Consider the following 15,238-nt stretch of genomic DNA (forward strand, 5'->3'; position numbering starts at 1 on the left):
TTGGGCCGCCTGTGGACCTTAAGGACACAAGCGGCCTTATTTGCGAAGAATAACCGCTTTGCACCAACTTAAGGACTGAACTCAAAGGAGATACCTAATGACCGTTCCGTTTCACTTGGGCGTCCGCGCCCACGACATCAACCGGTGTCCGTTGCCGCAGCTGGTGGATAAGCTGAAGGAGCATGGCTTCCCGGCGATTCAATTTGCGCTGCATAAGTCTTTTCCGGAGAGTGTGGCTGGACTGGGTGCACTGAGTCCGGGGGCTGCCTCCTATTATGGCGATGCCTTCAGACAAGCTGGTATCCGGATTGCCGTCCTCGGCTGTTATGTCAATATCATTGATTCCGATCCTGCCAGGCGCACACAGGCATTGAGCGACTTCAGCACCCATCTGCGGCTGGCCCGTGACTTCGGCGCAAGTCTGGTGGGGACGGAGACAGGCAGTGTAGGTCAGGGATATACAACGGATAATTTCACAGAGGAAGCCTTTCAACAGGTGGTGGAGTCGGTTACAGCCATGGTTGCGGAAGCCGAGAGATTCGGGGTGACTGTCGGCATCGAAGCAGGCATCAATCATCCGCTCTATACGGCACAGCTAACCCGGCGGCTGCTTGATGAGGTGCCGTCTAATAATCTGCAGATCATTCTGGATGCTGCGAATCTGATGACGGTAGAGAATTACCTTCAGCAGGAGCAGATCGTTGCAGACGCGCTTGAGCTGCTGGGCGACCGGATCGCTGTCCTGCATCTGAAGGATTTCACAGTACTGGGCGGCGTTATCACCATCGTTCCAGCAGGGCAGGGAATGCTGAACTTCGCTCCGCTGCTCCACTACATGAAGTATAAGCGTCCGCATATCCATGGCCTGCTGGAGAGTACTCCTGAAGCGAATCTGAATGACAGCGCGCAATTCCTGCGGAGATTGTATGATGAGCTCTAAATGGTAAAACCAGTTCTAAGCCAAAACGGTTACGCCGTCCTTATAACTTATAAAGGACGTACCCGTTTTAGCGGGAATAAAAAGAAAATGCCCCGGCCAATTTGGCGAACGGGGCATTTTGGGGTGCTATTTTCATATTTGCAATTAAAATGCTGCACAGACTGCAACTCTTCTCCTGATGGATAACGTCTCAGGTAAAATTGTTGCACCAATGTCAACATTCTTCTGCTAATAAGCAGTTAAGTGGAGACAATTCCTGCATTTCCTGCAACATTCCTCCCCCAGCTACGGTTATTAGGGACAGCAAATTGCAAAATATACAACATTTCATCGAGGAGCACATTATTGTGTTTGCAGAGCCCGCTGCAGCATTCATCAGGTCCTCTGCCGGAACGCAGAGGGAAGCAGCGCTATTCCCCGGCAGCAGGGGAGATTACGCCTTTTTTGAGAATAATATTCCCGTACAGCGATTCTTCCCCGGTGATCAGAATGGCATAGCTGCTCTTGGAGCGGTTATAGAAGTCGAAACGTTCTTCATATTCGATCTGCGCTGTACGGTCATGCCGGGCCAGAATCTCCTTGTACTTATCCCATATCACCGGAACCGTGGGGTCCCCCTCCACTACAGCCATGAAGGCTGCCTGAGCCGGTGCATAATGATCCAGCGGGAGCAGCTCCAGGATGGCATCCAGCAGTTCAGGAATGCCGATTCCGTCAGCTCTTAAGACTCTGGAATGCAGCGCATGTCCCGGATAGTTGGCATCCGCCAGGACCAGCTCATCCCCGTGGCCCATCTCCATCAGGGTGCGGACGAGCTCCGGGGAGAGCAGCTTGGGTATTTTTTTGAGCATAACCTTCCCTCCGTTCCTCTCCCTGATCACATTCCGTAGAACGACCTCAAGGCTACCAGCTCATCAATCCGGTGTTGCGGCAGCTCACGCTCTCCGCCGATCATGCGGGTGAGGAAGGTCAGCTTCGCTGTATATTCAAGCCGCTCCATGTTCATGTAAGCAGCCATTACATCCTTGCCCCAAGTCAGGGCACCGTGACTCTCCAGCAGAACAGCGGTTTTCTTGCCAAGGAAGGGGGTTAGCGAATCCGGGATTTCTTCGGTTGAAGGCGTCCCGTATACCGCCAGTGGAATATCCCCCATGGCTATTACCGATTCAGGCATCATCATCTTGTCCAGGGCTTCACCTTTGATCGCAAAAGCGGTCGCGTACGGAGGATGCGCATGAACCACGCCGCCCATTTCGGGCAATTCATTGTAAATCTTCAGGTGCATCTTCACTTCTGTGGACGGCCGATAGCCCTCCGCCGCTTCCAGGATGTCACCCTGCAGATTTACTTTGACGAGCATATGCGGCTGCAGATAGCCTTTGCTGACTCCGGTTGGCGAAGCAAGCACCTCGGTTGCCGACAGGCGGGCCGAGATGTTGCCGTCATTGGCCGCAATGAAGTCCTTGTTGAACAGATTCCGGCCGATATCACAGATTAGCCGCCGCAATTCTTCTTCATGCTTATTCATAATTGCCTCCTTGATTACTGTGGGTAGAAATAATTAGATACAGCCGGCTGATACCGGACGGGCGTGCAGGAACGGGCTACAACTCTCCGGGCTTCCGGGGCTTGGATAGCTCCCAGCGCCGTCAATTGCACCACGATGTTACCGATGGCACTCGCTTCTACCGGTCCGGCGATGACTTCTTTGCCGGTGGCATCCGCAGTAAGCTGGCACAGCAGCTTGTTCTGGATTCCTCCGCCGACCATGTGAATGCAGCTCACCGTTCGGCCTGTAATGGCCTCCAGCTCGCGGATCGTGCCTGCGTATGACAAGGCCAGGCTCTCCAGAATGGAACGGATGATCTCCGCACGGGTCTGCGGCACCGGCTGCCCGGTGCGGATACAGTAAGATTCGATCCGCAGCGGCATATCCCCCGGTGTGCTGAAGAGGGGATCATTCGGGTCCAGAATGGCAATATCCGCCTTGGAACGGTCCAGATTCACAGCAAGCTCCGCTGCCTCCTGATGGGTGAGCGGCTCCCCCGCTTCGGTCCAGCTCCGCTGGGTCTCCTGCAGCAGCCAGAGGCCGGTGATATTCTTCAGCAGCCGGTTCGTGCCGCCGAAGCAGCTCTCATTCGTGAATCCGCAGGCGAAGGCTTCATCGCTCAGCACAGGCTCCGTGGTCTCCAGGCCTACCAGCGACCAGGTACCGCAGCTAATGAACGCGGCGGCTGGCTGCGGAGGATTAAGGCCGCTAATGCGGCCAGTACCGACAGAGCCAGAGTCATACGGGATGGAAGCCACGGCGGAAGCCGTATCATGCGAAGCCCCGGCAATGATCTTGAGCGGGCCGGTGCCGAGCTCTTCCTGGAGGGCAGGCCGGAGTTCCCCCAGCACGGTGCCAGCAGGAACCAGCCGGGGGATCAGCTCCGCCGGCAGCTCCAGCCTGCGCAGCACTTCCTCCGAAGGTACCGTTGAGTCCGCATTCAGCAGGCCGCTGGTGCTCCAGATGGTCTGCTCGGCGGCTGCAACGCCGCTGAACATATAATGGAACAGATCGGGCATCATCAGCAGCTGCCTGGCCGTACCCCGCAGCCCCGGATTCCCCTGAAGATCAGCAAATAATTGATATACCGTATTAATCAGGCTGGACTGGTTGCCCGTCAGCTTGAATTGTTCTCCGGGAGGCAGGGCCGTCTCCAGCACTGAAGCGATGCCCTCCATCCGCTGGTCCCTGTAATGATGCGGGGCATACAGCAGTTCGCCCTGATCATCCAGGAGACCGTAATCGACCCCCCAGGTATCAACACTTAGCGACTGGAGCGGCCCGTATCTTCCGGCAGCCGCAGCTATTCCCTGCTTCATCTCCTGCAGCAGCTGCTGCACATCCCAGTGCAGCTGTCCTGCAATCTCTACAGGACCATTAGGAAAACGGTGGATTTCCTCCACCTCCACTTTTCCGTCCGCGAAGCTGCCCAGCATTACTCTGCCGGAGCTTGCCCCAAGGTCAATGGCCAGCAGCTTAATTCCGTTGTCACCCATTATCTGCACACCTGCTTCACTTTGAAGATTTAGTAGAGCGGGCCAAAGTTACGGCAGGCTCTGTAATCGGCACTCTCCAGATCCTCTGTGCCGAACAGCGACCAGACGCGCGGACGGAAAATACGCGATTCTTCCACATTATGCATACTGACCGGAATCCGCAGGATCGAGGCCAGCGTAATCAGATCCGCTCCGATATGCCCGTAGCTGATTGCTCCGTGATTGGCGCCCCAATTATTCATTACATCATATACAGACTGGAAGGAGCCTTTGCCTGTCAGCTTGGGCGCGAACCAGGTCGTCGGCCAGGTCGGGTCCGTTCTCTGATCAAGCGTATCATGCACTTCTCCCGGCAGCTCCACAGTGAAGCCCTCCACCAGCTGGAGGACAGGTCCCAGGCCCTTGACCAGATTCAGCCGGGCCATCGTAACCGGCATTCCGCCTTTGGTCAGATAGTCTGTGGAGAAGCCGCCTCCCCGGAAATATTCCTGCGAAGCCGGGCGGAACTGGGTCTGCGCGAGACAGGCAGCCGCTTCTTCATCCGTGATGTCCCAGAACGGCTTGATGGCCGGTTTGCCGTCCATGCTCTGCTCTCCGGTGCCGTCCAGCGCCGCCGAGCCGGAGTTGATCAGATGCAGCAGACCGCCTGCCGCTGCTCCCTCCAGCTCATAGCCGGTCACGCGCTTGACGGCCGCCGGACTCCAGAACGTACGCACATCGGCAAAAATCTGCGCCGTGTTCGTCAGCAGATAATTGAACAGCATCGTTACCCCGTTCAGGCTGTCATTCTCGGTAGCGACAATATAAGGCGCCCGTCTGCCGTTCCAGTCGAACGAGGAGTTCAGGATCGTCTCCATGAAATCACCGTTCGGGAAGTGGTCTGTCCATTGACGCTGGCCCTGGAAGCCGCCCAGCAGGGCATTGTGCCCGTTCGCTTCTTCCTCGAAGCCGAGCTTCGCAAGCTCCGGGTTGCCGATCATCAGATCGCGGGCAATCAGCGCCATTTTGACACAGGTCTCCCATTGTTCTTCCTTGATCTCTTCGCTGAGCTGCAGATGCGGCGGGTTATTGTCCGCTCCCACACGGCAGTTGTCCTTCACCCAGGCCAGCGCCCGCGTGAATTCCTCAGGATCATAGATCCCTTCCTCAAATCTCCGTACATATTCAGACATATCAATATACTCATTGCGCATGCCAAGATACTCCTGGAAAAACTGCTCGTTCACGATGGAACCGGCGATTCCCATGGACACGGAGCCCATCGACAGATACGACTTGCCTTTCATCAGGGCGGCCGCCAGCGCAGATCTTGCGAATTGCAGCAGCTTCACCTGCACATCAGCCGGGATCTCCTCGCTGCTGGATTCCTGGACATCCTCCCCGTAGATCCCGAAGGCGGGAATGCCTTTTTGCGCATAAGCAGACAGGACAGCCGCCAGATACACCGCTCCAGGGCGCTCTGTTCCGTTGAATCCCCATACCGCATGCGGGATCGAAGCATCCATGTCCATCGTCTCTGAACCATAACACCAGCACGGAGTCACGGTAATGGATACGCCTACTCCCGCACCCGCGAACTTCTGCGCCGCCGCCGCCGCTTCCTTCACGCCGCCAATCGTAGAATCGGCAATAATACATTCCACCTGAGAACCGTCCGGATAATACAAATGCTCCTGCAAAAATGCTGCCACGCGCTGCGCCATGCCCATCGTCTGGGCCTCCAGCGATTCACGTACCCCGCGTCTTCTGCCGTCAATCGTAGGCCGGATACCAATCTTCGGATAATGTGCTGTCACTGCTGTTCCTCCCCGTGAATGAATAGATGATTGGATAAAATAATTACATTGGAGCTGCACACTCCGATTAGTAAGCGCTATCAAATACAGCCTGCTGCTGTCTGCATACTATGGCTATTGCCCGCCGACTAATCTCTTTCTTCTCCATCATAGATTTCCAGACCCTTAAAGTCAACACTATTCCACACTTTAATTTGATATTTATGTGGTTTTGTGTGATATAATCTGAATATATTGTGGTATTGTTCCTGTTTGAATGGTTTATGTTTTGTGGCGGGTTGTAGTACACTAGTAGTTATATAAGAAGCACTAAAGAAATAAACAAAAAGCAAAAGAAGCGGAGGGGAAATTTGGAACTGTAGGAGCGGTAGCGACCGCCTGAAAGCTTTCCGTAGGAAAGCTAGCATCGTAAGCATCAGCAGTCCCCCGATTTCATCCGCGAAGAGCGGTTTAAATCAAGAAATCTGGGGGCGGGCAGCGGCCGGAAGTCCAAATGTTCACCGCAGTGACGATGAAGCTTCAAGTTCAATACTTAAGTGCGTCTTATATACTAAGCAATAGAACTATGTAACTAAGGGTGGGCAACGATATGAAGGCTTTTGAACGGCGGGATCTGGTCATTAACGAACTCTACAGGCACAAAAAAGTCCACGTAGCGGACCTCGCACAGAAATTCAAGGTGTCGGAGGAGACGATCCGGCGCGATCTCGACCGGCTGGATAAAGAGGGCATTGCCAAGAAGAATTACGGCGGGGCTATTCTGAACGCCCATACCAACGAGGACCCCTCCTACTCTCACAGGCATCAGGTCAACCTTGAGGCGAAGCGGCGCATTGCCGCATGTCTGCTGGAGCTGATCAATGACGGTGACAGTGTGATGACGGACACCAGCACGACGGCTTTTGAAGGCTTGCGGAGAATCGTAGAGGACAAAAAAAATCTGACCATCATCACCAATTCCCTGGCGGTATTGTCAGAGTTCCAGCATTCCGGGCAGAAGCTTATCTCCACGGGGGGTATATTGGGGCCGGAGACCAGCTCTTTCGTAGGTCCGACGGCTTCACAGACCATTCTGAAATATAATGTGGATGTGGCGATCTTCAGCTGCAAGGCGCTCTCCATGACCGGCGGACTCTGCGATTCCAACGAAGCGGAGACCGAGCTTAAGGTACTAATGCAGCAGCAGGCGAGCAAAGTTGTACTTCTGGCGGACCATTCCAAATTCGACCGGATCGCCTTCATCCGGCTGTTCAGCTTCGACAAGGTTGATTATATCGTCACCGATCAGCAGCCGTCCGGGGAATGGATTGAGTTCCTCAGCAAATATCAGGTTTCTCTGCTCTATCCTGCTGTACAGGGTTGAAGACTTAACGGTTGTTCTGGAAAGCCTGAGCCGAAACATAGACAAACCTTTCCGCTCTAGCCATCATATGGAACTTCTGCTCCGGGAAATGGCGGTACAGGTGATCCACGAAATATCCCGGATTCTCCGCATTGCCGGCGAACAGGTCATAATGCAGCGGGATGACCGTCTCAAAACCGGAGGTCGCCGCGAACTCCGCCGCCTCCCGGTAATTCATATTGCCGACAATATTGCGGCTGCCCCGGTAATAGTCGCGTCCGTTAATCGGCAGCAGCGCCAGGTCAATCTTCCGGCTGCCGACCTCTTCAATCAGCTCAGGGAACAGAACTGTATCCCCGGCGTGATACAGTGTGACTCCGTTCAGCTCCAGGATATAGCCGACGTACTTGGGATGGCCCTGCTCATCGCGCTCCAGCTCCTCATGAGCCGCTGCAACCGGAAAGACCTTCAGACCATGGGCAGGTTCTGCTGCATCGGCAGGCACAGCAGCGGTAAGCCGCTCCTGCGGAATGCCCAGCTCCTGCAGACGCTCCAGGCAGACTGCCGGAGCCATGAACTTCGCCCCCGGATTCAGCCCGGCAAGCACAGGCAATGCCTCTTCATCCAGATGATCCGAATGGTCATGGGTAATCAGACAGACGTCCATATTCGTAATCTCCCCGGGTCCAATCGGCGGCGGGAATGTCCGGTCCGGGTTCGGTGATACATAAGGATCAATATACACCGTCACCTCCGCTCCCTTGATAATGACACTGGCTTGTCCCAGAAACCAGACGGCCACACAGCCATAGGGCACCCCGGTGGCCCGGATCTCTTCGATTAGTTCTCTTCCTGCTAAAGTCATAACTCTATACTCCCTTCCTCTCGGTCAAATTCCAGATTGTTATATTAGTGTATACCCGGCTGAAGCCAAATGGAAGCGCTTGTCCAAATCCCTGCTTGTTACCGGTGCCAAATGATGGGTACAATTATTAGATAATGTACTTCAACATAAGGAACAGGTAAAGGACAGGTGAAATGAATGCAGAATTACGGATTCGCCAGAGTCGCTGCCGCTTCCCCGGAGCTACGGGTGGCCGACTGCGTATTCAATGCAGACCAGATTATTGAAGTTATTCATTCAGCCCGAACTCAGGAGGTGGAGTACCTGGTACTCCCTGAGCTGTGCATCACCGGCTACAGCTGTGCGGATCTGTTCCTGCAGCCTACATTGCTGGACGCTGCACTTGAAGCTCTGCTCCGGATCACTGCCGCAACGGCAGAGCATCGGGTGATCGTCATTGCCGGTCTGCCGGTCTCCATTAAGAGCAGGCTGTTCAACTGTGCGGCTGTCCTCCAGCAAGGCCGGATTCTCGGGCTGGTTGTGAAGACCTGCATTCCCGGGTATAGCGAATTCTACGAGCCGCGCTGGTTCGCCGGTGCCGAGGAGCTGGAAGTGTCCGAGCTGCGGATCGGCGGTGCTGTAGTGCCGGTAGGCAATGACCTGATTTTTGCCTGTGAGAGTAACGGTAATCTCTCCTTCGGCGTTGAGATCTGCGAGGATCTCTGGGTGCCGGTTCCGCCAAGCAGCCTTCTCGCCCAGGCCGGGGCCACGCTGCTGTTCAACCCGTCTGCCAGCAATGAGCTGGTCGGCAAGGCTGATTACCGCCGCCAGCTGGTGGGCAGCCAATCCGCTTCCTGTGTGGCCGGGTATGTCTATGCAAGCTGCAATACCGGCGAATCAACAACGGATGTGGTCTTCGGCGGACATTCGCTGATCGCAGAGAACGGCCAGCTCTTGGCCGAATCAGAACGCTTCACCCATGAGAGCCGGATGATTACCGCTGACATCGACCTGCCCCGGCTGCAATATTCCCGCACCGTGATGGGAACGTTCCGTGCCGGCAAGGGCGGCCGCAACTACCGCGAGCTGCTCTACGCTTCGCCGGTCAGCGGGAAGAGCCGCCGGGAGCTGAAGCGGCCCGTAGGCGTCAATCCGTTCGTACCGGGCAATCCGCTCCAGCGGGACGAACGCTGCCGGGAGATCCTCTCGATTCAGACCTCCGGCCTGATGAAGCGTATCCGCCACATCGGCACCAAGCAGGCCGTGATCGGCATCTCGGGCGGCCTCGACTCGACGCTTGCGCTGCTGGTTGCCGTGCGGGCGATGGAGCTGCTCGGGCGTCCGGCCAGCGATGTGCTTGCCGTCACGATGCCCGGCTTCGGCACAACAAGCCGGACCTACGACAATGCTGTCGGCTTAATCAAGGCACTCGGCGCCTCGCTTAAGGTCGTTGACATCAAAGCCGCCTGCCTCCAGCATTTCGAGGACATCGGCCATGACAAAGATGTGCATGACCTGACGTACGAGAATGTGCAAGCCCGCGAGCGCACACAGATTCTGATGGATCTGGCCAACAAGAACGGCGGCATTGTCATCGGCACGGGCGACTTGTCCGAGCTGGCGCTGGGCTGGTGCACCTATAACGGGGACCATATGTCCATGTACAGCGTCAATTCGGGTATTCCGAAGACACTGATCCAGTATGTCGTCGCCTGGTATGCGGATCACGAAGCGGATGAGACAGCGGGCAAGTTCCTCTACAGCATCATCGAGACCGGGATCAGCCCGGAGCTGCTGCCGCCTTCGGCCACCGGAGAGATCGTCCAGCTTACCGAGAATATTCTGGGACCTTACATTGTGCATGATTTCTTCTTGTATTATATGCTGCGTACAGGCGCTTCCCCCGGCAAAATGCTCTATCTCGCCGAGCACGCCTTCGGCGGAGCTTATCCCAGAGAGCAGCTGACCGCCTGGCTGAAGGTGTTCGTCACACGCTTCTTCACCCAGCAGTTCAAGCGCTCCTGCCTGCCGGACGGGCCGAAGGTCGGTACGGTCAGCCTCTCGCCGCGCGGCGACTGGCGGATGCCGAGCGACGCTTCCGCCGCGCTCTGGCTGCGGGAGATTGAGGAGCTGTAGCCTGTAACATAAGACAAACGCAAAGAGGCGTCCCCGGTCATCATAGGATGAGGGGGACGCCTCTTGCTTTTTGCTCCATTGCCAGCTTCAATTATTCATACACATTATCAAGAATCAGTACTTCATCACTGCCGAACGGGGTCTGAATCGTTACGGTATCCCCCGGACATGCCAGCAGCAGCCCTCTGCCCATGGGCGACCAGATGGAGATACAGAATTCATCCAGCTCGGCTTCACCGGGGATTACGATCCGGTACGTCTCCGTCAGCGTCTCCTGACCAATCCGCAGCGACACGCGGGACCCGACCAGAACTATGGAACGTTCAAGCGCTTCGCCGTCACCGGACAGAATCCGCTCCACCGTCTCCTGATAATTCTTGATTATGGCCTGAACCTCGGCCCGCTCAGCCGGTGATTCCCACTTGCCTCTGTCCAGAATAGAGAATTTATGCTCATCAAGATAGACCAGCTGCTGTACTAGCTCTTCGCGCAAAGAAACCGTTCCGAGACTATGGCTCATAGTAGATTTCACCCACTTTCTTCATCAGGTCATGCTCGAAAATACGCTTGTTCAACCTCATAGCCCTCAGTCCTCCCGAATAGTAAAATAGATCCCGCGTGGGGATCTATTCTCTATGATAGCATCTTTCTATGGAAAGACAATCTCATGTATTTATACTCCTGTAATGTCCCTTATAATGTCACAACTTCGCTGCTGCCCTGCTGTACATATTCAGGTCCTGCAGCTTGATCAGCACCTTGCCGAACCGTCCGCCTTGGCGGATAACCACTTGTTGCCCCGGATACGCTGTATGCAAATAGTCCGTCACTGCCTTGCGGACAGACTCTGTCCCGTCCAGCTGATGCAGCGGCAGCAGCTCCATGACTTCATCAACAGCCGCCTCCAGCGGCAGCTCCTTGCTTTTCGTTTCCCGGGTCACAATAGATTCATAGCTGTAGCCCTTCAAATATAACAGCTGAAGCAGATAAGCCATGTCCGAAGACTCCATATGAGCTTCTTGTCCGGTCAGCAGTTGCAGCACTTCATTCTTCAGGCTATGCTCCTGAACACCCGCCGATGTACTGATATAACAGTATTGCCGGGCACAGCTAATCACCTTCTCCGTGCTCTCCCAGTCGAATACGGCCGGACACATGGATACAAACACCAGATCGAAGGCGTTCAGCCAGCCCCGGGCGGCAATGTCGATATGCTCAAACGCTTCACGCACCAGCTCCACCTGCCCGGGAGCCGCTCCGGCAGTGTTCTTCAGAAACAGCTCGGATAATGGAACGTTAGGCTCTACCGCTGTAACCTTGGCCCCCCGCTTGATAAAAGGGACGGTGAAGCCGCCCGAAGCCGCACCCACATCCAGTACGCTTAAGCCTTTGAAGTCCACGCCCTGCCCTTCCATCCAGCTGATAATCCGTTCGCTTCTGTCCCTCCCGGCGCTGCTGAATACCTCCTCGTTAAAAACCTCTGCCTTATGATCGAAGCTCTTGTGCGGGTCCATGCCCATCTTCTTGAACCTGTTGGCCATTGCCTTGGGATCTTCCTGCCAGGCCTTCTCCCAGACTTTAGCATCGAATAAATAGTTGTTCATCACTACTTCATCCTCTCCTGATGTTTTTATACAGACTTAACAGACTTTGAATATCTATGAAACCCGCCAAGTAAAAACGGCTATACCGCCCTTTAGGGACGGTATCCGTTTCAACGGGGAATAGCTGTAAAAAACAGCAGACAGCCTAACGCCAGAGCTTAATGCCAGGACCTCATTTTCTCGGCAAGCTCGGACATCATCTTGCCCCTCAAATAATCTTCCATCTGCCCTTCAGCCTTAACCATCTCCTGCTGAATCAGACACTCACTGGGATGGTCCAGAGTGCAGTCGAACAGCGAAGCGGTGCCTTCAATGGCATGGATAATGTCCAGGAAAGAGATCTCTTCCTGCTTGCGCCGCAGACGGTATCCGCCATTCGCCCCGGATGCAGACTCGATCAGCCCGGCCTTCACCAGCTTGGTCAGAATCTTGGACAAATACGTAGGCGATACGTTCTGCCGCTCGGCAAGCTGCTGCACCCCTACCGGCTTATCGGGAGTATGTGCCACCAGGAACAGCATCGTGTGCAGCGCGTAGTTCGTTGCCTTGGAGTATTTCATGTCTTGTTCCACCTTACATATGGACTTTGGTTCAATCACAGACTTTATTTATCTATAATATATTTTATACTGCACAATTGCAAGTGTGGGGACCTTATATTTACAAAAAAAACAGAGTCCCGTCATTTCTCAGGAACTCTGTACTCCGCTCACTTTTGAAAGGTATATTCAAATCTGTACTCCCCCGAGCCTAGCGTAAGCTTCACCGCCTGCGCTAGCTGCTCTGCGGAATGAATGCCGCGGACCTGCTGAAGCTGCTGCCCGCTCTCCAGCACCCCGGGCAGCGCCGCGTCCGGCAGATACACAGTAGCCGAGGTATTCGGCGGAACTACGGCGATCAGCTCTATCCGGCCGGAAGCTATCGTCCATTCGGAACGGATCTTCCCGTACATGGATTCCAGTCCGGCGGCAGCCGAGGTCAGTCCTCCCCCCGGATGAGGCTGGATCAGGAACTGCTTATAGCCCGGATAATCCTCCATCTGCTCGATACCGGCCACATAACGGTACAGGAAATCCCCTATCGCCCCGTAAGCATAATGATTGAAGGAATTCATATTCTTGCTCCAGAAGCTGCCGTCCTCCTTAATCCCGTCCCAATGCTCCCAGATCGTGGTTGCCCCGCGGGTGATCTGATACAGCCAGGACGGATAGTCGGTCTGCAGCAGAAGCTTGTAGGCAGCCTCCATATGGCCCGCGTCAGCCAGCACCAGATTCAGATAAGGTGTGCCGACAAAACCTGTTGTCAGGTGATACCCGCTCTCTTCCAGCAGCCCGATAAGCCTCGCAACCGTATGTTCCTTCGCCGTCCCTTCGACCAGTCCGAACATTAATGCCAGCACACAGGCCGTCTGGGTAGCTGCACCGCCCTCTCCCGCCGGGATGATGAACGCCTGATTGAACGCAGCCTTGACCCCGCTGTGAAGCAGCGAGTAATGCTGTGCGTCTTCTGTCCGGCCCAGCACCTTCGCGGTCTTCTCCATGAGCTGAACCGAATAGGCATAGAAGGCTGTGGCGATATAATTGCTGTCTGTAGCCCCCACATGACTGTCCGGCTTGGCGTCCAGACCCAGCCAGTCTCCGAAATGGACGCCGGTATTCCACAGGAACTCATCCGTTCCCTGCCGGCGGATATACTCCACCCAGCCCTGCATACTGCTGTATTGCTGCTCCAGAATCCGCTTATCGCCATAACACTGGTAGATCGTCCACGGACAGATGACCGCCGCATCGCCCCAGGCCGCAGAGGAATACTCCTTCTCCCCCAGCACATGGGGAATCACGTATGGGACTCCGCCGTCCTCCTGCTGATCCGCTGACAGATCTTTGAGCCATTTGCTGAAAAAGGGCGCCACATTCATCAGATATGCTGAAGTGCGGATGAACATCTGCGCGTCCCCGGTCCAGCCGAGCCGTTCGTCCCGCTGCGGGCAATCGGTCGGCACATCGACGAAATTGCCTTTTTGACCCCAGAGGATATTGTGCTGCAGCTGATTCAGTAGTGGATCGGAGCAGGTGAAGGTCCCGGTCGGCTCCATATCCGAATGCAGAACCACACCCGTGAAATTCTGTAACTCAGGCTGCGCGGGGAAGCCGATAAGCTGCACATAGCGGAAGCCCTGGAAGGTGAATCGCGGCTGATAGCTCTCTTGGCCCCCGCCTGCGGCAATATAGGTTACCGTCTGCCTGGCCGTACGGAGATTCTCGGTGTAGACATTGCCCTCCTGATCCAGCACCTCGAAATGCCGCAGCTGATATTCCTGCCCCGGCTCCCCTTCTACCGTGAACCGCAGCCAGCCGACCATATTCTGGCCCAGATCAAGCACGGTCTCACCCGCCGGAGTATGAATGAGGGCTACCGGTGTCAATTCCTGCACCGCCCTTACCGGAACATTCTCCTGTGCGAGCAGAATCTGTTTGGTATACGGAAGGATCTCCGCCGGCACCCAGCCCTTGTCGTCGTACTCCGGCTGGCTGAAGCCGCGCTGCTCCAGGCGGGCATCATAGGTCTCCCCATGATACAGCTCCGACATCAGAATCGGACCCGGCGATACCTTCCACTGCGGGCCCGTTCCGATGATCTGCTCCCCGCCATCCTCATAGGTGAGATGAAGCTGCAAGAGCAGCGCCGTACGGTCGCCATAGAGATGCTTTTGCTGATTCCAGCCCAGGTTACCTTTGTACCATCCGTTCCCGAGCCAGGCGCCAAGGACATTATTCCCCACCGCCAGCTGCCCGGTCATATCATACGTCTGGAACTGGAGGCGCTCTCTATAGCTGGTCCAGCCGGGGGTCAGAACCGCATCACCGACTCTTGCGCCGTTCAGCTCCAGCTCATACAGGCCGAGACTGGTCACATATATTCTGGCCTTGGTCACCTGCCGGTCCACCCGGAAATTCCCGCGCAGCAGCGGTACTTGATCTGCGTGAACGTCCAGACAAGCCAGCGGAGCCGTAATCCATTCTGCCTCCCACTCCTCCGGCGAGAGCAGTCCCATCTCCCACCAGGCCGTCTCCGACCACCCGGTTTGCCGGTTCTGCTGGTCCCATAGGGTAATCCGGTAATAATACCGCTGCCTGGACTGCAGCTCCAGCTCCTTCAGCTCCAGATGCAGAGACTCCCCGGACTCCACCCGGCCTGAATCCCATAATAAGCTGCTGCCGAAATCCTGTTCACCTGCAATCTGAATCTGATAGGCCTGCTGCCTCACATCACGCTCATCCGCTCTCATCTGCCAGCTGATTCTTGGATAACGGATATCCAGCCCCAGCGGATTCTCCCTGTATTCCACACGCAGTTTTTGGACAGCTATCATGGACCTCACCCCGTCTTTTCTAGGATTGACCCTATAAATATACAACGCTTTTCAGCTATTATAGAACCCAAGATTCGCTGCAAGACACGTAATCCTGAAGAAGGATTGATGTTAGCAGCAAATAGTGTTAGGCTATCAACGGTAAACTCATCACTACT

At 55.3% G+C, this 15,238-nt stretch carries 12 protein-coding genes; 3 read left to right on the forward strand and 9 right to left on the reverse strand.

Translation table 11 applies throughout. From position 1 onward, the window contains the following. The first annotated feature begins 97 nt into the window (after nucleotides 1–97). Complete coding sequence (locus HQN87_RS06985) at nucleotides 98–940, forward strand: sugar phosphate isomerase/epimerase family protein (protein ID WP_173129772.1); 843 nt, start codon at nucleotides 98–100, stop codon at nucleotides 938–940. Nucleotides 941–1,350: 410 nt separating this feature from the next. On the opposite strand, the gene fucU is transcribed toward HQN87_RS06985, so the two are convergent. The 4 genes from fucU to HQN87_RS07005 are packed head-to-tail and all read right to left on the reverse strand — an operon-like array spanning nucleotide 1,351 to nucleotide 5,781. Beyond that, the gene (gene fucU, locus HQN87_RS06990) at nucleotides 1,351–1,791 is read right to left on the reverse strand and encodes an L-fucose mutarotase (RefSeq protein ID WP_173129774.1); all 441 of its coding nucleotides are present in this window, start codon (nucleotides 1,789–1,791) and stop codon (nucleotides 1,351–1,353) included. A gap of 26 nt (nucleotides 1,792–1,817) precedes the next feature. Next, entirely contained in the window at nucleotides 1,818–2,468 is a 651-nt protein-coding gene (locus HQN87_RS06995; RefSeq protein WP_173129776.1) for a class II aldolase/adducin family protein, read from the reverse strand. Nucleotides 2,469–2,482: 14 nt separating this feature from the next. Then, a complete protein-coding gene (locus HQN87_RS07000) occupies nucleotides 2,483–3,985 on the reverse strand; it encodes a rhamnulokinase (protein WP_173129779.1) in 1,503 nt (500 codons plus the stop codon). Nucleotides 3,986–4,014: 29 nt separating this feature from the next. Beyond that, nucleotides 4,015–5,781, reverse strand: a complete 1,767-nt coding sequence (locus HQN87_RS07005; RefSeq protein ID WP_173129781.1) for an L-fucose isomerase — start codon at nucleotides 5,779–5,781, stop codon at nucleotides 4,015–4,017. Between the two features lie 589 nt (nucleotides 5,782–6,370). On the opposite strand from HQN87_RS07005, the gene HQN87_RS07010 reads away from it, so the two are divergent. Continuing rightward, nucleotides 6,371–7,144, forward strand: a complete 774-nt coding sequence (locus HQN87_RS07010; protein WP_173129783.1) for a DeoR/GlpR family DNA-binding transcription regulator — start codon at nucleotides 6,371–6,373, stop codon at nucleotides 7,142–7,144. 4 nt (nucleotides 7,145–7,148) lie between these two features. Here the strand turns inward: HQN87_RS07010 and HQN87_RS07015 are convergent, their stop codons facing one another. Continuing rightward, the gene (locus HQN87_RS07015; protein WP_173129785.1) at nucleotides 7,149–7,988 is read right to left on the reverse strand and encodes an MBL fold metallo-hydrolase; all 840 of its coding nucleotides are present in this window, start codon (nucleotides 7,986–7,988) and stop codon (nucleotides 7,149–7,151) included. 177 nt (nucleotides 7,989–8,165) lie between these two features. Between HQN87_RS07015 and HQN87_RS07020 the strand changes: the two genes are divergently transcribed. After that, nucleotides 8,166–10,103, forward strand: coding sequence for an NAD(+) synthase (locus tag HQN87_RS07020; RefSeq protein WP_173129787.1), 1,938 nt, complete (start codon nucleotides 8,166–8,168; stop codon nucleotides 10,101–10,103). 91 nt (nucleotides 10,104–10,194) lie between these two features. Here the strand turns inward: HQN87_RS07020 and HQN87_RS07025 are convergent, their stop codons facing one another. The 4 genes from HQN87_RS07025 to HQN87_RS07040 all read right to left on the reverse strand — a co-directional run bounded on the left by HQN87_RS07025 (nucleotide 10,195) and on the right by HQN87_RS07040 (nucleotide 15,080). After that, nucleotides 10,195–10,623 carry a GreA/GreB family elongation factor gene (locus HQN87_RS07025; protein ID WP_173129789.1) on the reverse strand — a complete coding sequence of 143 codons (429 nt, stop codon included), beginning with the start codon at nucleotides 10,621–10,623 and terminating at the stop codon, nucleotides 10,195–10,197. A 181-nt stretch (nucleotides 10,624–10,804) separates the two neighbouring features. Continuing rightward, a complete protein-coding gene (locus HQN87_RS07030; RefSeq protein ID WP_173129792.1) occupies nucleotides 10,805–11,707 on the reverse strand; it encodes a class I SAM-dependent methyltransferase in 903 nt (300 codons plus the stop codon). Between the two features lie 158 nt (nucleotides 11,708–11,865). Next, nucleotides 11,866–12,267: an RrF2 family transcriptional regulator gene (locus HQN87_RS07035; protein ID WP_173129795.1), complete on the reverse strand. Its 402-nt coding sequence runs from the start codon at nucleotides 12,265–12,267 to the stop codon at nucleotides 11,866–11,868. A 149-nt stretch (nucleotides 12,268–12,416) separates the two neighbouring features. Further along, nucleotides 12,417–15,080 carry a glycoside hydrolase family 78 protein gene (locus HQN87_RS07040; RefSeq protein ID WP_173129798.1) on the reverse strand — a complete coding sequence of 888 codons (2,664 nt, stop codon included), beginning with the start codon at nucleotides 15,078–15,080 and terminating at the stop codon, nucleotides 12,417–12,419. Nucleotides 15,081–15,238 lie beyond the last annotated feature (158 nt).

Origin of the sequence: Paenibacillus tritici, assembly GCF_013204885.1 — a bacterium.
GTDB classification, from domain to species: domain Bacteria; phylum Bacillota; class Bacilli; order Paenibacillales; family Paenibacillaceae; genus Paenibacillus_AQ; species Paenibacillus_AQ tritici.